The sequence below is a fragment of the Caproicibacter fermentans genome (assembly GCF_009746625.1).
GTDB classification, from domain to species: Bacteria; Bacillota; Clostridia; order Oscillospirales; family Acutalibacteraceae; genus Caproicibacter; species Caproicibacter fermentans.
Genome location: NZ_VWXL01000106.1, coordinates 93010 through 115321, shown reverse-complemented (window position 1 = coordinate 115321; position 22312 = coordinate 93010). Strand labels below are relative to the sequence as shown.

Sequence of the window (22312 nt, the reverse complement as noted above, 5' to 3'; positions counted from 1 at the left end):
CAGCTATATTCGATATCCGCAAAAGTTTGTTGCTTTTTCATTTTTCCGCACCGCCTGTGTCTTGATACTTCTATTTTACCAGAGTTCTCCTCTCTTCGGTAGAGGGGCGGATTAAATCAGAGGTTCCCTAGAGTTCTGCGCGGCGCGCATGCGGCAGTTGCTGTGACCGCCGTGAAAAAGAGAAGCGGGTTTGAGCGCGACGGTTCTCCTTCCACAAAATACGGAGACGGCTACACCTTTTTCGACTGCGGAGTTTCCTGCCAGACTTTTTGTCTGGCCGCAAAGGATCACGGGATTGGAACCGTCATTCTGGGCGTATTCGACATCGACAAAGCCTCTGCCATTCTTAACGTTCCGCCTGAGGAAGAGCTGATCGCCCTGATTGCTCTGGGCTATCCCGACGGCGAAACACCGAAAGTGAAAAAGAAGGACCATGAAAAACTGCTTCGCTGGCTGTAAGTCCGGCGTCGGCTGACAAAGCCCCGGTGGAGTCCGAAAGGATTCCGCCGGGGCTTTGTTTCACACGCGGGAAATATTAAAACTTCTCATAAGTGTCATAGACGCTCCTGACCGACAGATCTTCGGCAAGCCGCGCCGGATTCAGCGGAACGTCGAGTTCCGTTTTCTTCAAAGCGATGATCCGGTCGGTATGGGCGGAGAGATCAAAATAATTGTCGCTGAAAACCGCGTCGCAGTGCTTCAAATCGAGTTCCACAAATTTAGCGAACGCATCAGCCCGGAGGCGAATGAAAAATCGGTCTTCCTTCTCCGTGATGTCCATTTTAATTCCGGGATTATGGAAATGAAAGTGTTTTGCTTTGCAGAACAGAACGGTTCCCCCGCTCACCCGCTTACCGCCAACACTAAACAAATACTCCAGATAAACGTCGTACCTTTTCTCCTCCGTCGTAAATTGCCGTGAAAAGTCCAGGCTTGCGCATTGCTTTGAGGAAAGGGGTTCCGCACATACAGGCATTTCACCGCTCTCAAGCATCTTTGAATCCGGCGTCATCAGCTTCCATTCCAAACAGCCTGTTACGGAAGTTTTCGATTCATTGGAAACATGAAGAGAAACCCGTGCCCCTTCCTCACAGGCGCTGGCAAGAACCGGAGCAAAACATCGTTTCACTGTGTAATGCAGTGCCTTCCACCGGCCGCATCCGTCGATGCCGGACCAAGAGGCGACAGGCCAGCAGTCATTCAGCTGCCAGTAAATCACGCCCATGCACCTTCCGCGGCAGCGTCGCCAGTGTTCCACCCCATACCGAATTCCCTCCGCCTGAATCAGCTGGGAAAGGTAAAGCAGCGAATCAAAGTTGCCGGGATGCCTGAAATACTGAGAAATATAATACAATATTTTTTCATTGCCCGTCCCGCTCTTCTGGTGCGATTCCATAACGCGCGAAAAAATGTTCCACTCCTCCGGAGGAGCAAACGTCCTTACGGTTTTCAGGCTTGGGAAGGATTGGAGGCCGAATTCCGACATGAAGCGCGGAACGACCGACCGGTAATCCGTAAACGGCTTTTTTCCATGCCAGACGTCCCAGTCATGCATATCTCCCCTGTTCTCATCATTAGGAGCATGAAAATCACCGCCCGATGACGGCGAAGATGGCCAATACGGAGTATCGGGATCCAGCCGGGAGACAAATTCCGGCAGACTCTTTTCAAACTGCTCCTGATACTCCATCTGATACCGTTTCAGCGATGTCTCGTTTTTCCAGTTCTGAACCCACATCCATTCCATTTCGTTGTTGCCGCACCAAAGCGCAAGCGACGCATGTCCGCGAATCCGTTTGATATTGTCCTCCAGCTCATGTCTGACACTGTCCCGAAATTGTTCGTCAAAGTCATATACCCCGCACGCAAACATAAAATCCTGCCAGACCAGAAGCCCGTAACGGTCGCACAGCTCGTAAAAATAGTCGTCAGGATAGATTCCGCCGCCCCAGACGCGGATCATATTGAAATTGGCGCGAACGCAGCTTCGGATCAATTTCTCGGTTCGGGCTCTGTTTCTGCGGGAAAGAAGGTTATCCTCCGGAATATAGTCCGCTCCCATTGCAAAAATCCTTACGCCATTGATTTCAAACGCGAATGACGTTCCCCACCGATCCCGCTCCCTGACCAGTTTCAGCATCCTCAGCCCGAGTCGAAACTCTTTTTCGTCCAGCTTGCGTTCCCCCTCATACAGAAAAAGAGAAACACTGTAAAGCGGCTGTTCGCCATAGCCGTTGGGCCACCACAGGCGCGGTTCCTTCACCGAAAGGGTAATGGAATTGCGTTCGTCCAAGCTGACCGTCCGTTTTGTCAGAATACTCCCCTCGGGGGATGTCAGCACGGCTTTGACTTGAAAATCATCCCCGGCCCATTTTTCAAGGGATACGGAGATGTTCAGCACCACGCTTGAACTTTGATGAACCTGAGAAACGGAATAATCCCCGATATACGCACGATCGCGGCCGATCAGCATAATGTTCCGCCAAATTCCCATGTCCGGAATCATCGGGCCCCAGTCCCACCCGAACATATAATGCGCTTTGCGCAGATGCGAAATTCCGCCGCTGTAAGCCTCTTCCGAATTGCGAAGCGGCTGCTCTCGCTGCTTTTCCGCAACGAACCGGGTCGGGGAATGGAAAATAACGTCGATTATATTCTCTCCTGGCCGGAGCATCTTCTTACAGTCAAACTCATAGGTTCTGTGCATATTGTCGGTGTTCGCCAGAAGGCAATCGTTGACAGAAAGCGTGCAAAGGGTATCCAGCCCCTCGCAGCGAAGCTGTACCCTGTCATGCCGAAGCAATTCTTCGTCGACAAGAAACGAGCGCCGATATTCAAAATCGCCGTCGAAAATGTTCAGCGTGTCAGATTCGTTGGTTCCATAAAACGGATCTTTTATGAGACCCGCATCCAGCAAATCGGAACAAACCGAGCCGGGAACCCGGGCGTGCCTCCATTCGGGCTGCCCCACCCTGCGCATCATCCATGATCCGTTTAAATCCAGCACCATGTTACCATCACCGATTTCTTTATTCTGAATCCGGGAAACAAAAAGCATCAGAACCATTGACAAAAAGCCTCAAAACCACTTGGGTTTTGAGGCTTTCAAATCATTTTGGAGGCGTCACCCGGATTCGGACCGGGGATGAGGGTTTTGCAGACCCTTGCCTTACCACTTGGCTATGACGCCAAAAATGGAGCGAACGACGAGGCTCGAACTCGCTACCTCCACCTTGGCAAGGTGGCGCTCTACCAGATGAGCTACGTTCGCATTTTGGTGCCTCCGGGCGGAATCGAACCACCGACACGGGGATTTTCAGTCCCCTGCTCTACCGACTGAGCTACAGAGGCAAATATGGCGACTCGGATCGGGATCGAACCGACGACCTCTAGCGTGACAGGCTAGCGTTCTAACCAGCTGAACTACCGAGCCATCTGAAATGGTGGGAACAATAGGACTCGAACCTATGACCCCCTGCTTGTAAGGCAGGTGCTCTAACCAGCTGAGCTATGCTCCCGGCTGTTCGCACCGTTTCATCAGCGACGTGTTATATAATACAATATTTATCCGCAGTTGTCAACAGGAAAAACTACTTTTTTTCAAGTTTTTTACCATTTTATTCATTATGCCTCTAAGAAAAATTCATTCGCTCCAGTACTCTGCGCCGGCCTATTTTACTGCAGCGATAACCATTCGGTCCGTCTTATCCGCCGGAGGCAAAAAGCTTTGATCCGCCCAGACGCCCGCAACACGGAGCCCCGCGCGTTTTAGAAGAGAACACAGCGTCTTGGAATCATAAGCCCGCTCATAAAACCGTTCGGAAGAGCGCTCATAGGCGCTTCCGGACCGCTCGAAAAAATCCAGTGAAACGGCAACCCGGTTTGTCTTTGCCTCAAACGCGTTCTGCCACACGCAGAACAGGCTGCCTAAATCATACACAAACGTGTGGCTGCCGAGAATTTCCCGGTGTTTATAAACGGTATTCGCGTCAAAAACAAAGCATCCGCCCGGGTTCAGGCAGGCCGAGACCCGACGAAACGTTTCAAATACCTGCTGCTGCGTTTCCAAATGATTGACGGAATCGAGAGAGCTGACAACCGTGTCCACCGGGCCGCAAAGCTCCAGCTCTTCCATTCTTTGATTTAACAGCAGCACGGAATAACCCGCAGCGGAAAGCTTTTGCTGCGCAAGCGTCAGCATATCGGCGGAAGCATCCAGACCGATGACTTCGACGCCGCGCCGGGCGAGCTCCAAAATCAGGCTGCCCGTGCCGCAGGCAAGGTCCAGCGTAAGGCCCGGCTGGTGCCCAAGGCGGCTGAAAATACTGAAAAGATAATCGGCGCGTTCCCCGTAGGAAACTCCCGCAATCAACGAGTCATAATAACGCGCAAATGTCGCATATTCCATTTTATTTGGCTTTCTCTCTGTCTTCCAGCTTCTGAAAAACCATATTGTATCCATCGCAGCCGTAATGAAGGGAACGGTTTACACGGCTGATCGTGGCCGTTGAGGCTCCCGTAGTCGCAACAATATCGCTGTAAACTTTTTTATTGTTCAGCATGTGCGCAACCCACAGCCGCTGCGACATGGCCTTGATTTCCGGAACCGTGCAAAGGTCTTCAAAAAACGCATAGCATTCTTCCGGCGTCTTCAATGTAAGAATTGCGCTGAATAAAAAATCGACGCTGTCGTCCTTCAACTTTGAGTTCAATTCAACCACTCTCCCAACTTTATCAGAATATCATTTCAGCGCATAAAAGTCAAACAGGATTGATCCTTATCATTGTTTTTCCTCAACATCACAAGCCGACAAAATCCTTTTAAGGATCGCTTCGACGCCTTCCCCATTCACGGCGGAACAGGGTACCACCATGATTTCAGGGCAGGCGGCAAACTCGCTGCGGTACATCTCTTCCTGGGACCTGCGTCCGGTTTTGTTGAGCTTGTCACACTTTGTAGCGGCAATCAGACAGGGAATGCCGCTGTCGGTCAGAAAGCGCACCATTTGAAGATCATCCTGCGTCGGTGCGTGCCGAAGATCCATCAGCTGAACAACCAGGCGGATATCCCTCGTCTGATGAAAATAGCCTTCCGCCAGTTCCGCCCACCGAAGCTTTTCGGATTTCGAAACCTTTGCGTAACCGTACCCCGGAAGATCGGCAAACCGGCAAAATCCCAGATTGTAAAAATTAATGGTGGCTGTCTTGCCCGGAGCCGAGCTGGTCCTCGCCAGAGACTTTCGGGAAAGCAAGCGGTTAATCAAAGAAGATTTTCCCGCATTCGACCTGCCGGAAAAAACAATTTCCGGCAGGGTTGAAGCTGGGAGCTGATCCGCGCGTCCGGCGGATAATTCAAAAAATGCTGTTTCAATACTCATATTTTAATTACCATTACTGAGGAATCGAGGCTGCGCCGGTGGATGGGCGGTCCATGTTTTTCGGCGCCGAAAGCTGCATCGTTTCCGGCGTTTCCGAAGCCTTCTGCGGGATCGGCATCTTCGTCAGCGCAATCTTCAAAACCTGATCAATTTTATCAACAGGCTCAAACTGGATGGAGTTTTTTACCACCGTATCGATCTCTTCCAGGTCGGATACATTCTCCGCCGGAATAATGACGGTTTTGATGCCGGACCGATAAGCCGCCATTGTTTTTTCCTTCAGGCCGCCGATCGGCAGAACGCGGCCCAGCAGCGTAATTTCGCCGGTCATGGCGACGTCGTGCCGAATGGGAATATTGCAGAGTGCGGAGGTAATCGCCGTAGCCATTGCCGTACCGGCGGACGGACCGTCCTTCGGAATTGCGCCTTCGGGCGCATGAATGTGAATATCGTATTTTGTGTAGAAATCATGGCTGATTCCAAGATTGCCGGCTCTGGTTCTGATGCAGCTGATCGCAGTACGCGCGGATTCCTTCATAACGTCGCCGAGCGAACCGGTCAGTTCCAGTTTACCGGTCCCGTCCATAACGGCGACTTCAATCGGCAAAAGGGTTCCGCCGACGCTGGTCCATGCCAGGCCGTTGACCAGACCGACCATATCCTGCTTACTTGCGTTTTCCGGCTTAAACTTTTCGGGTCCGAGAAGCTCCTCGAGCTTTTTCGGGCTGATCGTGATTTTCTTTTTCGCGTCCTCAACAAAATATTTGGCGCATTTCCTGCACAGGGACGCAATGCGGCGTTCCAGAGTTCTGACGCCGGCTTCCCTTGTGTAGCCGTCAATCAGTTTGTGGACGGCCGCCGGGGCAATCTTCAGCTGCGAAGGGCTGATTCCGTGCTTTTTCAACTGTTTTGGAATCAGGTGCTTCACTGCAATATTGTATTTTTCCAGATGCGTATAACTGCCCAGAGTAATGACGTCCATGCGGTCGAAAAGAGGTTCCGGAATTGTGCTCGCGTCATTCGCAGTCGTGATAAACAGCACGTTGCTCAAATCAAAGGGCATATCGATATAGTGATCGTAAAAAGCGTTGTTCTGTTCAGAGTCCAGAACCTCCAGCAACGCGGAGGATGGGTCGCCGCGGAAATTATTGCCCATTTTATCGATTTCGTCGAGCAGGATCAGCGGATTGTTGGTTCCGGCCTGTTTCAGTGCGTTGATAATCCGGCCGGGCATGGAGCCAATATAAGTGCGGCGGTGCCCCACAATATCGGATTCGTCCCGGACGCCGCCGAGCGAAACGCGAACGTACTTGCGCCCGATCGCTTCCGCGATCGAATGAGCAATCGACGTCTTGCCGACGCCCGGAGGGCCTACAAGGCAGATAATTTGTCCCTTGATCTCCGGAGAAAGCTTTTTGACAGCCAAAATTTCAAGAATACGCTCTTTCACCTTTTCCAGACCGTAATGCTCACGGTCAAGAATTCTTCCGGCCTTTTTCAGGTCGATGTGTTCCTTACTCGAAACGTTCCACGGCAATTCCAGACAGGTTTCCAGGTAGCTGACGATCACGCTTCCCTCGTGAGAGCCCTCCGGCATTTTAGAGAGACGGTCGCATTCTTTCATCAGCTTGTCGTGCTGTGCTTTTGGCAGACCGAGTTTTTCAATGCGGTCGCGCAGATCGTCCGCTTCCTGCTGAGGATTGTCGTCTTCGCCAAGTTCATAGGAAATGGCTTTCATCTGCTCGCGCAGAAAATATTCCCTCTGATTGCGGTCGATTTGTTCTTTTGCCTTTTCACTGATCTGCGTTTCTATGGAAAGAACCTGCGTTTCCTTTTTCAGAATTGCGGCAAGCTTCTCCAGCCTGCGAACAGGGTGCAGTTCCTCCAGAATCGTCTGCTTTTCTTCAAAGTCAAACATGATATTGGATGCAATATAATCCGCCAGTTCCCCGCAATCCTTCTTCTGAACCACGCCGATGACAATATCCGGCGGAATGTGGGTATAGTTCTGGATGAACTGTTCAAACAGGTTTTGCGTATAGCGAATCAGCGCCTCCGCCCTGCGGGTAGGACGGAACGGCAGCGTTTCAACTTTATTTAAATTGACCAGCAGGAAAGGACTCACCGATTCATAGGACGAGACGGAAGCCCTGTAAAGTCCTTCAGCAAACAGCCGCACCCCGTCGTCGCTGCGCCGAATGACCTGCTTGATTTTTGCCACGACCCCCATGGAATAGATATTTCCCTCGGCGGGGTCATTGTCCGCAAGATCTTTTTGTGTGACAAGGAAAATCAGTTGATTTTCCTCCATTGCCTTTTCGAGGGCCAAAATGGACTTGCGGCGGCCGACGTCAAACTGCAGCAGCATGCCCGGAAAAATAACGAGCCCTCTCAGTGCAAGAGCCGGAATCTGGCCGGCCCCGTGCTGTATGTCAGTTTCATTCATACTCATAAAAAGCTCCTTGAAAAAAAAGCTGTTGCAGGCGAATCGTTTACCGCGCTGCAACAGGCAAATTGTTTGGTCAGGAAGCGGTGTCCTTTCTTCCCCTTTTACTTGGGGCCGTGATCTTGAGCGCGACCGGCTTTCGCTCTGGGTTATAAGTGATTTCCGGCTTTGCTCCGTTTTCCACTGCATCCTTTGTGATGATTACTTTCTCAACCGTATAATCGGACGGAACATGATACATCAAATCCGTCAGCATATTTTCCAGAATGGAACGCAGGCCCCTTGCTCCCGTGCGCCGTTCAAGCGTTTTTTGGGCGATTGCATTAAGTGCTTCCGGTTGGAACTCAAGTTCAACCTTATCCAGTTGGAAAAGCTTTTTATACTGGTTGACAAGGCTGTTTTTCGGTTCCGTCAGAATCCGGACCAGTGCGTTCTCGTCCAGGCCGTCAAGCGCCGCAATGACAGGCAGCCTTCCGACAAGTTCCGGAATCAATCCGAATCTGACAAGATCGTGCGGAATCACGTCCTTCATCCAGGAGGTGGAGTCCAGTTCGGCTTTGCTGCGCACTTGCGCGCCGAATCCGATGGAGGATGAGGCCGAACGACGCTCGATAATCTTGTTTAAGCCGTCGAACGCGCCGCCGCAGATAAAGAGAATGTTCGTTGTATCAATCTGCAGAAACTCCTGCTGCGGATGTTTTCTTCCGCCCTGTGGAGGAACATTGGAGACCGTACCCTCCAATATTTTCAGCAGAGCCTGTTGCACACCCTCTCCGCTGACATCCCTCGTAATGGATGGATTTTCTGATTTTCTGGCAATCTTGTCGATTTCATCAATATAGATAATTCCGCGTTCCGCTTTTTCAATATCAAAGTCCGCCGCCTGAATCAGGCGCAAAAGAATATTTTCAACATCTTCGCCCACATAGCCGGCTTCCGTCAGAGTCGTTGCATCGGCAATGGCGAACGGAACATCCAGTATTTTGGCAAGTGTCTGGGCAAGCAATGTTTTTCCAACGCCCGTCGGCCCCAAAAGAAGGACATTGCTCTTCGTCAGCTCAATATCGTCTTTGTCGCGGCCGTAATAAATTCGTTTATAATGGTTATACACCGCGACCGATAGGGCAATTTTGGCTTCTTCCTGCCCGATGACATATTCGTCGAGCTGTTTTTTAATCTCCTGCGGCTTCGGCAGCTCCGCGGCTGATTCGCTGTAACTTTCCTTCCTTGTGGAAAGGTTTTTTTCATCGTTCAGGATAGATGTGCAAAGCTCGATGCATTCGTCACAGATGAAAACGCCGGGTCCCGCGATCAGGCGGCGCGCCTCGCTCTGCGGTTTTCCGCAGAAGGAGCAGCAGATTTCTCTTCCTTTATTATCATCGTTATTCGGCATTCAATCACCCTATTTCGTCGAATCTTCGTGGCCTTGTATCACTTTGTCAATCAATCCGTAACGGACCGCGTCCTCCGCAGTCATAAAGTTGTCGCGTTCGGTGTCCCTCATAATCACCTCAAGAGGCTGCCCGGTGCGCTCGGAAAGAATTTCATTCAGCTTTTTCTTGATGTGCAGCATATGATCGGCCTGAATTTTAATATCCGTGGCCTGGCCCTGCGCGCCGCCGCTCGGCTGATGAATCATAATATCACTGTTGGGCAGCGCGTACCGCTTTCCTTTCGCGCCCGCCGCCAGAAGGAACGCCCCCATGCTGGCAGCCATGCCCATGCAGATGGTGGAAACATCGCACTTAATGTACTGCATGGTATCGAAAATCGCGAGGCCCGCCGTAACGGAGCCCCCGGGGCTGTTGATATAAAGGCTGATATCTTTCGTCGGATCCTGGCCCTCCAGATACAATAGCTGAGCGACCACAAGACTGGAGGTCACATCATTCACTTCGTCCGTCAGCATTACGATTCTGTCGTTTAAAAGACGAGAAAAAATATCGTAGGAACGCTCGCCCCGATTAGTTTGCTCAATTACATAGGGCACTAAACTGCTCATTTCTAAAATCCCTCCAGTTGCCAGCAATATTAGAGCATTGGCGAAATCTTATTAATTATTCCGTCATCCGGCATCTTTTTATATATGCAGGCCTTGATATTGCAATTATTCCTTTTCTTCGGCCACCACGGCGCTGCCGCGAACCAAATCAAAAGCTTTTTCCACCGCGATATCCTGAACTAAATCTTCTTTACGGATTAAGGACTTTACCTTATCGGAATCCATCTTGTAACTTTCCGCCAGTTTGGCATACTCCTGCTCAACATCTTCATCGGCCGGAACGATTCCTTCGAGCTCCGCGATTTTTTCGAGCGCAAGGCGCAGCTTGACCTGACGCTCAGCCTGCGGGCGGAACTGACCGCGGATCGCGTCCTTATCCTGACCTGTATACTTCATGTAGGTATCGACATTGAGACCCTGCGACTGAAGACGATAGCTGAAATCGCGCAGATCATCGTTAATCCTGTTTTCATACATTGCTTCCGGAATTTCAGCTTTCAGCCTGGAAACGACCTCGTCGATCAGTTTATTGTCAAGATCGTCTTTGGCTTTTTCTTCCCTTGCCTTAGTCAGTTTTTCGCGGATATCCGCGCGGTAGGCGTCCAGCGTATCAAACTCGCTGACATCCTTGACAAAATCGTCGTCGACCTGCGGGAGCTCCTTCATCTTGATTTCATGAAGCTTTATTTTGAAAACCGCTTCTTTTCCGGCGAGCTCCTCCGCGCCGTAGTCTTCCGGGAATTTTACGTTGACTTCAAACTCGTCGCCGGATTTGTGCCCGATCACCTGATCCTCAAAGCCGGGAATAAACTGACCGGAGCCCAACTGCAGACTGTAATTTTCCGCTTTTCCGCCGGAAAATGCTTCGCCGTCGACATATCCGTCAAAATCGATTACCGCGGTGTCTCCGTTCTGGGCTTCCCTGTCTTCCACGGTTACCATTCTTGAATTGCGGTCGCGCACCTTTTCAATTTCCGCGTCCACATCCGCATCGGCCACTTCTGAAATCTTTTTTGTTGCGGGAATGCCTTTATATCCCTCGATCTCCACTTCCGGCTTCGTAGTGATGGTCGCCTTGAACACAAGCCCTTCCTTATCGGCGGAAACCAGATCGAAATCAATTTTATCCTCAATCATTTCAAGCTTAGCTTCTTCAATCGCCTGTTCAAGCGCGCCCGGATATACGGAGTTGATTGCTTCATCGTAAAACACATTTTCTCCGTAGTACTTTTCGATAAACTTACGGGGCGCCTTTCCCTTGCGGAACCCAGGAATCGTGATTTTTTTGCTTTCTTTATGATAAGCCGCAGCTACGGCTTTTTCAAATTCTTCAGCATCCACAAGAACCTCCAGCTGGTAGCGGTTCTTTTCCACCTGAGTGGTCGATTTTAAACTCATTTTTCATTTCCTCCTGCAAATCTGCGATTGTCTAAGCTATTATATCACATGGAATGTAAAGTTTCTACCTTTCCCTGAAATGTTTTTAATTTATTCATTTTACTAAAATTGGCGAAAATCCAAGGTAATCACAGGAAATAAGATGCATGCGGATACCCCTGTACTCCCCGTCCGGCGCCCGTTTTGCCGCAAGGCTGCCGTGAATATGGCCGAAATAGCAGTCGCTGATTTTATGACTTGTCAAAACGTCCAAAATCTCCGTGCACTCCATTCCGTCGTAAACGGGCGGATAGTGCAAAAACACAACCGGTTTCAGGCCCAGCCTTTCCGCATCGTCCAGTGATGCATTCAGCCGGCCGACTTCACGGCTGACTATTTTTTTGTCCTGCTGACTTTCGGCATTGTAAAGCCAGCCGCGGGTGCCGCAGACAGCCCTGTCTCCCGCCGGCGCGGCGCAGTTGTGTATCAGCCCGATATCCGTAAACCCGTTTTCAGCAAAAAAATGCTCGATTTTTTGTCTGGTGGACCACCAGTAATCATGGTTCCCTTTCAGGATCAGTTTTTTTCCCGGCAGCTCATGGATAAAGCGGAAATCCCGCTGCGAATCCTCCAGCTTCATGGCCCAGGAAATATCCCCGGCAATAACGACGGTGTCTTCCCCGCCGACGACGCTGCGCCAGTTCTTTTGGAGACGCTCGGTATAATTTTTCCAGCCCTCAAACACATCCATCGGCTTGTCGGCACCAAGGGAGAGGTGAAGATCGGCTATCGCATACAATGACATAACGGCACGCTCTCAGACGGATTCAGAATCCAATATTTTCAGCACCGCCGCGCCCATCTCCTCCTTTTTGCAGGAGGAAGAAAAGCGCACCGTCTTCGATTCCAGCGCGGCGATCGGCGCGGGAACCCGGGTGGCGGTCAGTTGTGAAAGGCGGCTCACCGCCTGAAATTCATCGCCGGCCGGGGCATGGTCTTCCAGCGCCCGCAAAACCTCCGGCGCGAATTTGTACGGGCTTGCGGTGGAAACAATCACGGCAGGGGTTTTGCTGTCGCCCGTATCCCGCAGATACTTTTCATAGACGCGGGCTGCAACACCCGTGTGAGGGTCGCAAAGATAATTTTGGTTTGCAAACAGTGATTTTATTTCTTCTCTGGTTTCGTCGTCGCTGCAGAATCCGGCGTAAAACAGCTCTCTGATTTTTGACAGAACCGCTTCGTCCACCTGATATTCACCGGTTTCGTTCAGCCGGCGCATCCAGTCGGCAACCTTTTCGTCGTTTTGGTCCGTCAGATCGTATAACAGACGTTCCAGATTGCTGGAAACAAGAATATCCATCGACGGAGAAATCGTCGTGTAGAATTCGCGGTTTCTGTTGTATTTGCCCATGGTCAGGAATTCCGTAAGCACGTTATTGGCGTTGGAAGCGCATATCAGTTTATGAACCGGCAAACCCATCTTTTTGGCGTAATAAGCGGCGAGAATATCGCCGAAATTTCCCGTGGGAACAATAAAGTTGACCGGTGCCCCCCGCTGAACCGAGTGCCCGGCACACAGGTCGCAGTAAGCGGAAAAATAGTACACGATCTGCGGCAGAAGCCGGCCCCAGTTGATGGAATTCGCGCTCGAAAACATCATGCCCTTTTTCGCGAGGAGCTCCCTCATCTCCGCATCGCCGAAAATCCGTTTGACCCCGGTCTGCGTATCGTCAAAGTTTCCCTCCACCGCACAGACGAAAACATTTCCGCCGCTCTGCGTGCGCATCTGCCTTTCCTGCATCGGGCTGACGCCGTCCTTCGGATAAAAAACAAGGATGCGCGTTCCTTCCACATCCTGGAATCCTTCCAGCGCCGCCTTACCGGTATCGCCGGAGGTTGCGACAAGAATCAGCGCCTCCCGGTCCGACCTGATTTTTTTCAAAGAACGGGTCAGCAGAAGAGGAAGAATTTGAAGCGCCATATCCTTAAACGCACAGGTTGGGCCGTGCCACAATTCCAGATACGAAACATTTTGGTCCAGCTGAAAGACGGGCGCCGGTCCTTCCGGAAAGCGGTCCGGACGGTATGCAAGCTCCACGCATTCTCTCACTTCTTCGACGGTAAAATCAGTCAGATAGCGGGATAGAATGCGCGCGGCGCGCTGCCGATAGCTTTCATTTTCCATCAAAGCCAGTTCCTCTTCGCCGACAGCCGGAAACTGTTCCGGGACAAAAAGGCCGCCGTCCCCGCAGAGTCCCTGAGAAATCGCCTGCGCAGAGGTCGCTTTGCCTGTACGGCTTCTGGTTGACTGATAATTCAATTTCTGTTCCCCCTTGCCAAAATATAGGTTCCGGTTTTGCAGTTTCAATAAAAGGACGAAAAGCAGAATGCGTCTTTGATATGATTCAGGGAGACCACGGAGCGGCCGCTGCCCGAAGTCACAATCCCAATTACGTCAAAACGAGGCTGCAGCAGGGTTTTGTTTTTTTGCAGATACAAAAGGGCCGTCTTTGCGATTTTTCTCTGTTTGCCCGGCGTGACGGCATATTCGGGGCCAACCAAGGAAAATGCCTCTCTTGTTTTGACTTCGGCAAATATAATATACTGACCGTTTTCCGCGATTATGTCGATCTCACCGAACCGGCTATGATAATTCCGTTCCAAAATCCGATACCCGTTTTCGGTCAGATAATCGGACGCAGCCTTTTCCCCAAAGGGCCCTGACGAATTATTCATTGCCGGACCCGGCCAATATCTTTTTTAAAAAGGTTCTGCGGTGCACCGGGCAAGGGCCCTTTTCCCGGAGTCTGTCCATATGCAGCGCGGTCCCGTAACCCTTGTGCTTTGCGAATCCATAGTCCGGATAAATTTCGTCAATCCGGCACATCACCCGGTCACGGCTGACCTTGGCAAGAATGGAAGCCGCCGCAATACTGGCGGAAAGAGAATCGCCCTTTACAATTAGTCTCGTCTCTACGCCGAGGTCAGGCATTCGGTTGCCGTCGACCAGAGCGCAGTCCGGGCAAAGATTCAGCTGATCGAACGCTCGCCGCATGGCGAGGAAAGTCGCCCGAAGGATATTGATTTCATCGATCTCGCCTTCGGTTGCAAATCCGACGCCGTATGCCTGCGCCGTACCGCAAATGACATCATAGAGCTCTTCCCGCTTGTTGGGACTTAACTTTTTAGAATCGTTGAGGCCTTCAATTTGAACCTGCGGCGGGAGGATAACCGCTGCGGCAAACACGGGCCCGGCAAGCGGTCCGCGCCCCGCCTCGTCGATCCCGCACACAAGCGGATAGCCGTCGCGCCGTGCTTCTTCTTCGTAAAAATGCCAGTCAGTCATGCCCTTCACCGGCCTTTTCCAATGTGATCCTTCCGATTTTACCCGCCCGAAATTCATCCAGAAGCATGATGGCGGCACGTTCCGTATCGATTGCTCCGCCGCCCGCGCGCATTCCGCGTTTTCTGCCGATCATCTCCAGCAATTCATAACCGCCAAGGCCCGAAATGTCGTTTTCCAGACAGTACCGCTTCGCCAGAAGCCCCGCATAGCCGGCGGCCAGAACCTCCAGCAGCCGGCATGCCAGAGTTTCAAGATCGATGACGTCATCCTTGATCGCACCGGTAAACGCCAGGCGTTCCCCTACGGCGGGGTCTTCAAATTTCGGCCACAGAATGCCGGGAGTGTCAAGGACCTCCATCTCTTTTCCCACCGGAAACCACTGGCTGCTGCGGGTGACGCCGGGCCTGTCTTCCACCGATGCACGGCTGTTGCCGGAAAGACGGTTAATCAGCGAGCTTTTCCCAGCGTTCGGGATTCCGGCGACAAGAATTCTGATTCTGCGCCCCGCCATCCCTTTTTCCCGCCAGGCCTCCAGCTTTTCCGCAAGGATGCGTTTGGCCAGCGGCAAAAACCCGTTCAGGCCGTTTCCCGAACGGCAGTCCACAGCAATCGCCCCCATGCCGTGCTCCTGAAAAAACGCAATCCATTCTCTGGTAAAGACGGGGTCCGCAAGATCGGATTTGTTCAGAAGCATGATACGGGGTTTTCCGCCCGCCAGCTGATTCAGCTCCGGATTCCGGCTGCTGTAGGGAATCCGGGCGTCGATTACTTCCGCCACAGCGTCAACCAGCTTGATATTTTTTTCCATGAGCCGACGGGTTTTGGCCATATGGCCGGGAAACCACTGAATCGGCCGGCCTTCCTGCATGAATTTACCCCCTTAAGAATTTACTTTTCCAAAGCGGTCAAACGGATAAAGGACCCATTCCGCCTTGCCCAGTATAAATCGCTGGTCCACCATTCCCACGTCGCGGCTGCGGCTGTCGTTGGAAACCAGGCGATTGTCGCCAAGCACAAAGACACACCCTTTCGGTACGGTCAGCGGAAATTGATAATCCGAAGGCTGTTTGGTAATACCGTTTTGAATATACCGGGATTCGTCCAGGCGTTTTCCGTCGACAATGACGGTGCCGGACTGAAAATCAATATTAACCGTTTGGTTTTCAAGCGCAATCACCCGCTTGATAATCGGTTCCGAAAGCCCCTGCGTATGGGTAATGACGACTACGTCGTCCTGCCGGGGTTTGTAAAACCCGCTGAAGAGAAGGATTCTGTCGCCGGAGCGCAGATTGGGCAGCATGGAAGGCCCGCTGACACTTACGATCCTAACCGAAAAGGAGAACAGAAGCACAACAATAATCAGGGAGGTAATCAGCGCCTCGATCCATTCGTAACAGTTAACTGCGAAGCCGTTCGTTTTGGACGGCTTTTTCCCCTTTTCCGCTTCCGGCTCCGCTTTTTCCAACGGGAATTCAACTCCTTACCCAATTACATAACGTTTTATTTTACAATAGAATGGAACGGGTTCAAAAGGAAAACCACCTTGCCGATCACATACCGGCAGTCGATCATTCCCACTTCCTGAAACCGGCTGTCTTCGGAAATGGTGCGGTTGTCCCCCAGAACAAAAATATGGCCTGCCGGAACTTTCTGTGGAAATTTAACGTCATACTGGTCTTTTGTAATTCCGTTTTTAATATACGCGGACTCGTCAATTTCTTTTCCGTCGACAGATACGATGCCGGTCGTAAAATCGATATTCACCGTCTGTCCTCCGGTCGCGATCACGCGCTTGATGATGCGTTCCTTCAGTCCGGTTCCGTTCGCATCGATTACCACAACGTCCCCCTGAGAAAGATTCCTGCTCAGGCAGGATACCAGGACCCGGTTGCCATTATAAAAATTGGGTTTCATGGAATCCCCGTCAACAACGATATTGACGCGGAACAGAGACACAAACAAAATCATGATGACGGAAAGCGAGATAATCAGGGCTTCGATCCACTCATAGCAATTCTCCGCAATCCGGTTCTCAACAGCACCGTTTTCCTGCAGGGAATCGGCATCCGACACATCCTTCATTCTATTTCCTCCGATCAAAAGAACAAAAAAGGGACACCGAAATGTCCCTTCCCATGCGCTGTATGAATTCTCTTACTGGATTTTGCTCTTGACCTTTGCGGCCTTGCCGACCCTGCCGCGCAGATAATACAGCTTTGCCCTGCGGACATTACCCCTGCGGATGACTTTGACTCCCTTTACATTCGGGGAATGCAGCGGAAAAACCCTTTCCACGCCAACGCCGTAGGAAACGCGGCGGACCGTAAAGGTCTCGCCGACACCGGAGCCTTTGCGGGCAATAACGGTTCCCTCAAAAGCCTGAATTCTTTCGCGTTCGCCTTCACGGATGTTAACGTCGATCCGAACGGTATCGCCGATTTCAAAAGCGGGCAGCTCCGCTTTCATCGAATTTTGTGAGATTGTCTTTAAAGCGTCCATGATGAATCCTCCTAAATTTCAGACATTCATGCCGTCGGCAGAGGACTGTCCGTTTCAATGCCATAAAATTTTTTCAGGCATTGAATCCCATCGGATTTCTCCGACGGATCTCAAATGCTTCTCTATCATATCACATTCCTGCGAACCGCGCAACATTTTTCTGACAGGCATGCCTCTATTTTTCGTGCTGCAGAAGGTGGAGCGCAAAACCGCCGAAATCGGGCTCGAGATATACCGCTTTTACCCTTCCGTTTTCGTCACGGGCCAGCGTTTCTTCGTGAAACCGGATACCGGAAGTCTTTAAAAAAGAGTACGCGCGTTCCGCGTCGCGGGTGCCGATTGCAACGTGCCCGCCTTTGTTGTAAAACGGGGCTTTCATCAATTCAAACAGGCTGCCGGAAAAATAACTTTTTTCATATTCCGTCACATTCTGAAACAGCACGGAGGACAGGGCTTCACCGAGCGCCTTCGCCTCGCCGGAGGAAGCGCAGTTGATTCCCACATGCGCGATATGAAAGTCAAGATGTTCCAGAATCGTCTCGCGGACGCTCTGTTCAATTTGGTCAAATCTGCGGTTTTCTATATCGTCGTAGCTGAGCATAAAATCCCCGCCGGCAGCCGCAACCTTCGAACAAGAAAGGTACTCGTTCATTTCTTTTCTGGTCAGATCTCCGGTCGGGACAAATTTGACCTGCGGATACGGGCCTGAGAAAAGCTGCATGGTCTTGAGTCCGCCCATTTGAATGGCGGGGAAGAACTTAAGAACCGTCAGTCCCATGGAAACGGCCCGATGAACCTCCGACGGCGTAATGCAGCCCGGCACCACCGGCAGATTCTCCTTTTGGCAATACCGGATCACTTCTTCGCTGAAATCCGGGGATACAATGAATTTTGCTCCGCACTCCTTCGCTTTTTTAGCCTGTTCCACCGTCAGCACCGTACCGGCCCCGATACAGAAATCCGGCATCTCCGCCGCGATTTTTTGAATACACGCGGCGGCGGCTTCCGTGCGGAACATTACCTCCATCAGCGGAAGGCCGCCTTTCCGAAGCGCTTTCGCAAGCGGCAGCGCGTCTTCCTCCCTTTTGATATTCAGGACAGGGATCATCCCGTAGCTTTCTATCAAATTCAATACCGACCTCATAAAAACACAACCCCTTCTTTTTTTGATTAAGACTTCGTCTTCTCCGATTCTCTTAAAAAAGCTTCGACCTCTTTCATCGTGGGAATGGAACCGGCCGCGCCGCGCCGGCTGACCGCCAGGGATGACGCGGCGGAAGCAATGCGAAGCGCACGAGCCGCGTCGTTGTCTTTCAGTATGCCGGCAAGGTAAAAACCGGTAAAGGTGTCGCCCGCCGCCGTGGTGTCTTCGATCGGCACATCGTATATGCCATGACTTAGCCTTCTGTTTTTGTCGGCATAGACAACGCCCTGTTTTCCAAGCGTAAGTACTATTTTCACCTCAGGATATTTTTTCAGCAGCAGGTCCGGAATCTCATCCAGCTGTTTTGCCCCGCTGATTTGCAGTCCTTCGATTTCATTTAATAAGAGCGTATCGGCCGCCTCTATGGGGCACTCGAAAAGCTGCCGGTTGACGGGGGAAGGATTCAGAAAAATTCTCATCCCCCGTTCCGACGCCTGTTTCATTAAAAACGGAAGCTCTGAAATTTCATTTTGAAGGAGAAGAACATCTCCGTTTCCAAACCCGGAAAGAACCTTACAGATAAAATCACGCGTTATTTCCTGGTTGGCTCCGCCGTAAAGGACAATGCAGTTCTGGCCGCCGCGGTCGACCTGAATCATCGCACTGCCCGTAAACTCATGGCCAGTGTCGAGCAGCGACCAATCCGCGCCGCATTCATCCAATATCTTCTGAAAAACAGGAAGGTCTTTTTCAGCCAGCGCACCGGCGAAAAAAACAGCCGCTCCGGCTCTTGCCGCAGCGACAGCCTGATTAAACCCTTTTCCGCCGGTAGAAAGCGTCATCCGATTGGAGAGAATGGTCTGCCCCGGCAATACAATAGAATCCACTTGAAATACATAGTCAAGATTTAATGAACCAAAATCCAGAATTTTCATAACTTCACATCCGACTGTTCTGTCGATTTTCCCACATGAGGGCCGGTGGAATCTCGAACCACCAGTTCCGCATCCACCAAAACCTTCAATACGGTCTGATCTCCTTCAAATATTTTGTCCATCAGGCGCGACACCGCCATTTTGCCCATGGTCTTCTTATGAATTTTCAGCGTTGTCAGGAGCGGTTCCGAAATGCTGGCAAGCATCAGGTCATCCATTCCAATGACGGAAATATCGTCCGGTACCCGTTTGCCCGCCTGCCGGAACGCCCTGAGGGCGCCGACCGCCAGAATGTCGTTGTCTGCGAAAAAAGCTGTTGGAAAATCCCTTCTGTCTTCCGCGTATTTCAGCAGCATCTCATAGGAAGTATCCAGATCCGGCTGAACATAATACGTATCCGCGGAATTGACCGGAAGATTTTCTTCCTGCATGGCGCGCAGGAAACCCACTTCGCGGGCATGAAAATTGTCCGTAACGTATTCGCTCCGGATATGCCCAATCCGGGTGTGCCCGAGAGATTTCAAGTAGGAAACCGCCGAAAACACCGCGTTTTCATTATTCATGACAACCGCGTCAAAGCTCTGATTTCTCATTTCATTGTCAACCACCACAACAGGGGCCGTCAATTTTTTAAGAAAATCGGAATCCTCCGCGCGGTATTCCGTGCCAAGAAAGATAATCCCGTCATCCTGTTCCGCGTTGATTTCTTCAATCATCCGTTCCAGATTGTCGGAAGTCACATTGGTTATTTTTAAATTAATCCCAGCGGAACGCGCTCCGTCCTCAATGCCGTCAATCACGCGGGTGATAAATTCGCCGTTATGTTCAACCAGAAGACCTTTGTCCTTGTATTTGATAAACCGAATACTTTTCCGGTCCGTGCGGTTGTACGACCTTTTCTGATGGTATCCGGATTCCTCCAGAAACGTCCTTACTCTCTGTCTCGTTTCAACACTGACGCCGTCTTTGTCATTCAGCACCAGGGAAACCGTGGCGGGAGATACGCCCGCCAGTTCCGCTATTTCTCGAATTGTCATCATGAGCAGCCCCTTCGGTATTCGTTTCTATTCACTGTTCTTCATTATAAAGCAACAAAAGAAACATTTCCATATCGTGGAGCCGCATCGATAAATTTTTTCGACTTTCCGCTCCCGGAAATCTTTAAGATTAAGTTGTTTCTCTCTTCCGCTGCACCATTGACTTGACGATCGGGTACAAAAACACCGTAGCAATCAACAGAAGCAGAACCAGCGTAACGGGTCTGGTAACAAATATCGCATAGCTCCCATTGGACAAAACCAGAGCTCTTCTCAAATTGGATTCCAGCATACCGCCCAGCAAAAGTCCGAGAATAAACGGTCCGACCGGAAATCCGCCGCGTTTAAAAGCAAATCCGAGAAGGCCGGCAAGGGACATGACGATCACGTCAAAAATGCTGTTGTTCAGCGCAAAGGAACCGACAATACACAGAACACAGACCGCAACCCAAACCGTCTGAGGCTTTACATTCAGAACCTTCGCAGATGCTTTCGCGGTTAAAAGTCCAAATATCATCATCAGGACGTTGGCCAGGATCATCAGCAGCATGATATTGATGACAAACGGCTTATTGTCCGTAAACATCTTGGGTCCCGGCTGCATTCCGTACATGGTAAGCGAACCGATCAGAATCGCGCTGACGGAGTCGCCGGGAATCCCCAGCGTAAGCATGGTTGTCAGGGCGCCGCCGATTACCCCGTTGTTCGCGGCACAGCTGACGGCCAGCCCCTCCATCGAACCGTTTCCGTATTCTTCCGGATGCTTGGACATTTTTCTGGCCTGTCCCCAGCAGATAATGGAGGCGATGTCTCCGCCCGCCGCCGGGATTGCCCCAACGACCGTTGCGACGAGAGATGCGAAAAAGGTCGGCGCGGCAAGCGCCTTTGCCTCCGATTTATTTGGCAGCACACGTCCTAGCTCCAGATTGGCCGCTTTTTCCCTGGCTTCCCTGTCCTGCTGAGACTGTTTGTATTCAAAAATTTGAGACAGGACCTCTCCGATTCCAAACATCCCGATCATGACAGGCAAGAAGGAGATGCCGGCGAGCAAATCGGTAGAGCCCATTGTGTAGCGCTTGACGGACAGGATCGGGTCCAGACCGACTGTGGAAAGCAGAAGGCCGAGGAATCCGACCGTGACCCCTTTCAAAACAGAAGTTCCGGAAACTGTAATCATCATGGAGATGCCGAACAAAGCGAGGGCGAAATACTCGGTCGGACCGAATCCCACGGCAAACTTTGCAAGGGGAAACGAGAAAAAAATCAATGCTACCGTACTGATAATTCCCGCAATAGCGGAATAAATCACATTGATTCCAAGCGCAAGCCCGCCCTTGCCCTGCTTGTACAGCGCATAGCCGTCGAACGTGCTCGCGATGGAAGCCGGCGTTCCCGGCGTATTAATCAGAATTGCAGAGATCCCGCCCGCAAAGATCGCGGAATTCCAAAGTCCGATCAGCATTGCAAAGCCCTGATCGGCAGGCATCCAGAAAGTGATCGGCGTCAGAATAGCGATTCCCATGGTAGCCGAAAGACCTGGAAGGGCGCCGATGACGGCACCGGCTATTACGCCAATCAGCAGAGAAAGCAGCACCATCGGCTGCATTAATTGTAAAAAGCCTTGAACCCATTCCGTCATAAAGAGCACCCCTTAAATGGCAAATTGAACTTTCAGCCCCAAATTAAAAATACCGTAAATCAAGGCCACGAAAATGATGGAAAACAACAGATTATACTTCCAGCTTCTGTGGTAGATCCAGTTGACAAACATACAAAAGGCCAGCGCGGCAACTACAAAATGGATCAGTTTCCACAGGATAAAGAATGCCAGAATTGCGCAAACAGTCAGCAGTAAAGGACGAATGTTCGGTCTTTGCTCCTCGTCCATCTCAAAATAAGCGAATTTGCCGTTATCTTTTAATCCTTTCACAAAAAGAGCCAGTCCGAACAAAATTACGGCTGACGAAACAATAACCGGAAAAAATCCCGCTCCCGGCACGCCGCTGATTGTAGAAGACGACATGCCAAGACCGATTCCCGGAATAAGAAACCAGACGCCCACCCCGCAAACAAGCAAGCCCGGTATCGTATCACCTTTATACATAAGAAACCTCCGTTTCAAAGGCAGTGCAAAAATCTTTTGCCGGG

General features: G+C 51.1%; 22 protein-coding genes and 5 tRNA genes. 1 reads left to right on the top strand and 26 read right to left on the bottom strand.

Annotation, left to right across the window (positions count from 1 at the left end; all coding sequences use genetic code 11):
- Positions 1–162 precede the first annotated feature (162 nt).
- Complete coding sequence (locus CAFE_RS18555) at positions 163–459, top strand: nitroreductase family protein (RefSeq protein ID WP_330594101.1); 297 nt, start codon at positions 163–165, stop codon at positions 457–459.
- A 76-nt stretch (positions 460–535) separates the two neighbouring features.
- Here CAFE_RS18555 and CAFE_RS18550 read toward each other — a convergent pair whose 3' ends face one another.
- From CAFE_RS18550 to CAFE_RS18425, 26 genes are all read right to left on the bottom strand, one after another.
- Positions 536–3067, bottom strand: coding sequence for a beta-mannosidase (locus CAFE_RS18550; protein ID WP_207708902.1), 2532 nt, complete (start codon positions 3065–3067; stop codon positions 536–538).
- Between the two features lie 49 nt (positions 3068–3116).
- Positions 3117–3190, bottom strand: a tRNA-Cys gene (locus CAFE_RS18545).
- Between the two features lie 5 nt (positions 3191–3195).
- Positions 3196–3271 (bottom strand) — tRNA-Gly (locus tag CAFE_RS18540).
- Positions 3272–3275: 4 nt separating this feature from the next.
- Positions 3276–3351, bottom strand: a tRNA-Phe gene (locus CAFE_RS18535).
- Between the two features lie 5 nt (positions 3352–3356).
- A tRNA-Asp gene (locus CAFE_RS18530) sits at positions 3357–3433 on the bottom strand.
- A gap of 8 nt (positions 3434–3441) precedes the next feature.
- Positions 3442–3518: transfer RNA gene (locus CAFE_RS18525), tRNA-Val, on the bottom strand.
- 152 nt (positions 3519–3670) lie between these two features.
- Positions 3671–4408: a class I SAM-dependent methyltransferase gene (locus tag CAFE_RS18520; RefSeq protein WP_156991411.1), complete on the bottom strand. Its 738-nt coding sequence runs from the start codon at positions 4406–4408 to the stop codon at positions 3671–3673.
- A gap of 1 nt (position 4409) precedes the next feature.
- A complete protein-coding gene (locus tag CAFE_RS18515) occupies positions 4410–4712 on the bottom strand; it encodes a YerC/YecD family TrpR-related protein (RefSeq protein ID WP_156991410.1) in 303 nt (100 codons plus the stop codon).
- Positions 4713–4781: 69 nt separating this feature from the next.
- A complete protein-coding gene (yihA, locus tag CAFE_RS18510; RefSeq protein WP_066644125.1) occupies positions 4782–5378 on the bottom strand; it encodes a ribosome biogenesis GTP-binding protein YihA/YsxC in 597 nt (198 codons plus the stop codon).
- 13 nt (positions 5379–5391) lie between these two features.
- A complete protein-coding gene (lon, locus tag CAFE_RS18505) occupies positions 5392–7830 on the bottom strand; it encodes an endopeptidase La (protein WP_156991409.1) in 2439 nt (812 codons plus the stop codon).
- A gap of 70 nt (positions 7831–7900) precedes the next feature.
- Complete coding sequence (clpX, locus tag CAFE_RS18500; RefSeq protein ID WP_066644124.1) at positions 7901–9217, bottom strand: ATP-dependent Clp protease ATP-binding subunit ClpX; 1317 nt, start codon at positions 9215–9217, stop codon at positions 7901–7903.
- A gap of 9 nt (positions 9218–9226) precedes the next feature.
- A complete protein-coding gene (gene clpP / locus CAFE_RS18495; protein ID WP_066644123.1) occupies positions 9227–9826 on the bottom strand; it encodes an ATP-dependent Clp endopeptidase proteolytic subunit ClpP in 600 nt (199 codons plus the stop codon).
- A 105-nt stretch (positions 9827–9931) separates the two neighbouring features.
- The gene (gene tig / locus CAFE_RS18490; RefSeq protein ID WP_066644122.1) at positions 9932–11224 is read right to left on the bottom strand and encodes a trigger factor; all 1293 of its coding nucleotides are present in this window, start codon (positions 11222–11224) and stop codon (positions 9932–9934) included.
- A 94-nt stretch (positions 11225–11318) separates the two neighbouring features.
- Entirely contained in the window at positions 11319–12008 is a 690-nt protein-coding gene (locus CAFE_RS18485) for a metallophosphoesterase (RefSeq protein WP_066644121.1), read from the bottom strand.
- A gap of 12 nt (positions 12009–12020) precedes the next feature.
- Positions 12021–13523 carry a threonine synthase gene (thrC, locus tag CAFE_RS18480; RefSeq protein WP_156991408.1) on the bottom strand — a complete coding sequence of 501 codons (1503 nt, stop codon included), beginning with the start codon at positions 13521–13523 and terminating at the stop codon, positions 12021–12023.
- A 44-nt stretch (positions 13524–13567) separates the two neighbouring features.
- Entirely contained in the window at positions 13568–13939 is a 372-nt protein-coding gene (locus CAFE_RS18475) for a YraN family protein (RefSeq protein WP_066644119.1), read from the bottom strand.
- Complete coding sequence (locus tag CAFE_RS18470; protein ID WP_156991407.1) at positions 13932–14549, bottom strand: ribonuclease HII; 618 nt, start codon at positions 14547–14549, stop codon at positions 13932–13934. Before CAFE_RS18470 ends, CAFE_RS18475 begins: the two co-directional genes overlap by 8 nt.
- Entirely contained in the window at positions 14542–15417 is an 876-nt protein-coding gene (gene ylqF, locus CAFE_RS18465; RefSeq protein WP_156991406.1) for a ribosome biogenesis GTPase YlqF, read from the bottom strand. Before ylqF ends, CAFE_RS18470 begins: the two co-directional genes overlap by 8 nt.
- Before the next feature lie 12 nt (positions 15418–15429).
- Positions 15430–16014: a signal peptidase I gene (gene lepB, locus CAFE_RS18460; protein ID WP_156991405.1), complete on the bottom strand. Its 585-nt coding sequence runs from the start codon at positions 16012–16014 to the stop codon at positions 15430–15432.
- Between the two features lie 35 nt (positions 16015–16049).
- Positions 16050–16631 (bottom strand): signal peptidase I, encoded by a 582-nt coding sequence (lepB, locus tag CAFE_RS18455; protein ID WP_066644115.1) that lies wholly within the window; start codon positions 16629–16631, stop codon positions 16050–16052.
- A gap of 72 nt (positions 16632–16703) precedes the next feature.
- The gene (gene rplS / locus CAFE_RS18450) at positions 16704–17048 is read right to left on the bottom strand and encodes a 50S ribosomal protein L19 (protein WP_066644114.1); all 345 of its coding nucleotides are present in this window, start codon (positions 17046–17048) and stop codon (positions 16704–16706) included.
- Between the two features lie 175 nt (positions 17049–17223).
- Positions 17224–18192 carry a bifunctional 4-hydroxy-2-oxoglutarate aldolase/2-dehydro-3-deoxy-phosphogluconate aldolase gene (locus CAFE_RS18445; protein ID WP_156991404.1) on the bottom strand — a complete coding sequence of 323 codons (969 nt, stop codon included), beginning with the start codon at positions 18190–18192 and terminating at the stop codon, positions 17224–17226.
- A 26-nt stretch (positions 18193–18218) separates the two neighbouring features.
- Complete coding sequence (locus CAFE_RS18440) at positions 18219–19127, bottom strand: PfkB family carbohydrate kinase (RefSeq protein WP_066644112.1); 909 nt, start codon at positions 19125–19127, stop codon at positions 18219–18221.
- Complete coding sequence (locus tag CAFE_RS18435; protein WP_066644111.1) at positions 19124–20167, bottom strand: LacI family DNA-binding transcriptional regulator; 1044 nt, start codon at positions 20165–20167, stop codon at positions 19124–19126. Before CAFE_RS18435 ends, CAFE_RS18440 begins: the two co-directional genes overlap by 4 nt.
- A 127-nt stretch (positions 20168–20294) precedes the next feature.
- Entirely contained in the window at positions 20295–21803 is a 1509-nt protein-coding gene (locus CAFE_RS18430) for a tripartite tricarboxylate transporter permease (protein WP_066644110.1), read from the bottom strand.
- A 12-nt stretch (positions 21804–21815) separates the two neighbouring features.
- Complete coding sequence (locus tag CAFE_RS18425; RefSeq protein WP_066644109.1) at positions 21816–22268, bottom strand: tripartite tricarboxylate transporter TctB family protein; 453 nt, start codon at positions 22266–22268, stop codon at positions 21816–21818.
- Between the last annotated feature and the right edge of the window lie 44 nt (positions 22269–22312).

Coding starts and splice junctions, on each gene's coding strand:
- CAFE_RS18475 (WP_066644119.1), bottom strand. CDS start 13,939: ATGAATAATTCGTCAGGGCCCTTTGGGGAAAAGGCTGCGTCCGATTAT.
- tig (WP_066644122.1), bottom strand. CDS start 11,224: ATGAGTTTAAAATCGACCACTCAGGTGGAAAAGAACCGCTACCAGCTG.
- CAFE_RS18440 (WP_066644112.1), bottom strand. CDS start 19,127: ATGAAAATTCTGGATTTTGGTTCATTAAATCTTGACTATGTATTTCAA.
- clpX (WP_066644124.1), bottom strand. CDS start 9,217: ATGCCGAATAACGATGATAATAAAGGAAGAGAAATCTGCTGCTCCTTC.
- yihA (WP_066644125.1), bottom strand. CDS start 5,378: ATGAGTATTGAAACAGCATTTTTTGAATTATCCGCCGGACGCGCGGAT.
- lon (WP_156991409.1), bottom strand. CDS start 7,830: ATGAGTATGAATGAAACTGACATACAGCACGGGGCCGGCCAGATTCCG.
- CAFE_RS18435 (WP_066644111.1), bottom strand. CDS start 20,167: ATGATGACAATTCGAGAAATAGCGGAACTGGCGGGCGTATCTCCCGCC.
- CAFE_RS18445 (WP_156991404.1), bottom strand. CDS start 18,192: ATGAGGTCGGTATTGAATTTGATAGAAAGCTACGGGATGATCCCTGTC.
- CAFE_RS18550 (WP_207708902.1), bottom strand. CDS start 3,067: ATGGTTCTGATGCTTTTTGTTTCCCGGATTCAGAATAAAGAAATCGGT.
- CAFE_RS18425 (WP_066644109.1), bottom strand. CDS start 22,268: ATGTATAAAGGTGATACGATACCGGGCTTGCTTGTTTGCGGGGTGGGC.
- CAFE_RS18430 (WP_066644110.1), bottom strand. CDS start 21,803: ATGACGGAATGGGTTCAAGGCTTTTTACAATTAATGCAGCCGATGGTG.
- CAFE_RS18485 (WP_066644121.1), bottom strand. CDS start 12,008: ATGTCATTGTATGCGATAGCCGATCTTCACCTCTCCCTTGGTGCCGAC.
- CAFE_RS18470 (WP_156991407.1), bottom strand. CDS start 14,549: ATGACTGACTGGCATTTTTACGAAGAAGAAGCACGGCGCGACGGCTAT.
- CAFE_RS18520 (WP_156991411.1), bottom strand. CDS start 4,408: ATGGAATATGCGACATTTGCGCGTTATTATGACTCGTTGATTGCGGGA.
- clpP (WP_066644123.1), bottom strand. CDS start 9,826: ATGAGCAGTTTAGTGCCCTATGTAATTGAGCAAACTAATCGGGGCGAG.
- lepB (WP_066644115.1), bottom strand. CDS start 16,631: ATGAAGGATGTGTCGGATGCCGATTCCCTGCAGGAAAACGGTGCTGTT.
- rplS (WP_066644114.1), bottom strand. CDS start 17,048: ATGGACGCTTTAAAGACAATCTCACAAAATTCGATGAAAGCGGAGCTG.
- ylqF (WP_156991406.1), bottom strand. CDS start 15,417: ATGCAGGAAGGCCGGCCGATTCAGTGGTTTCCCGGCCATATGGCCAAA.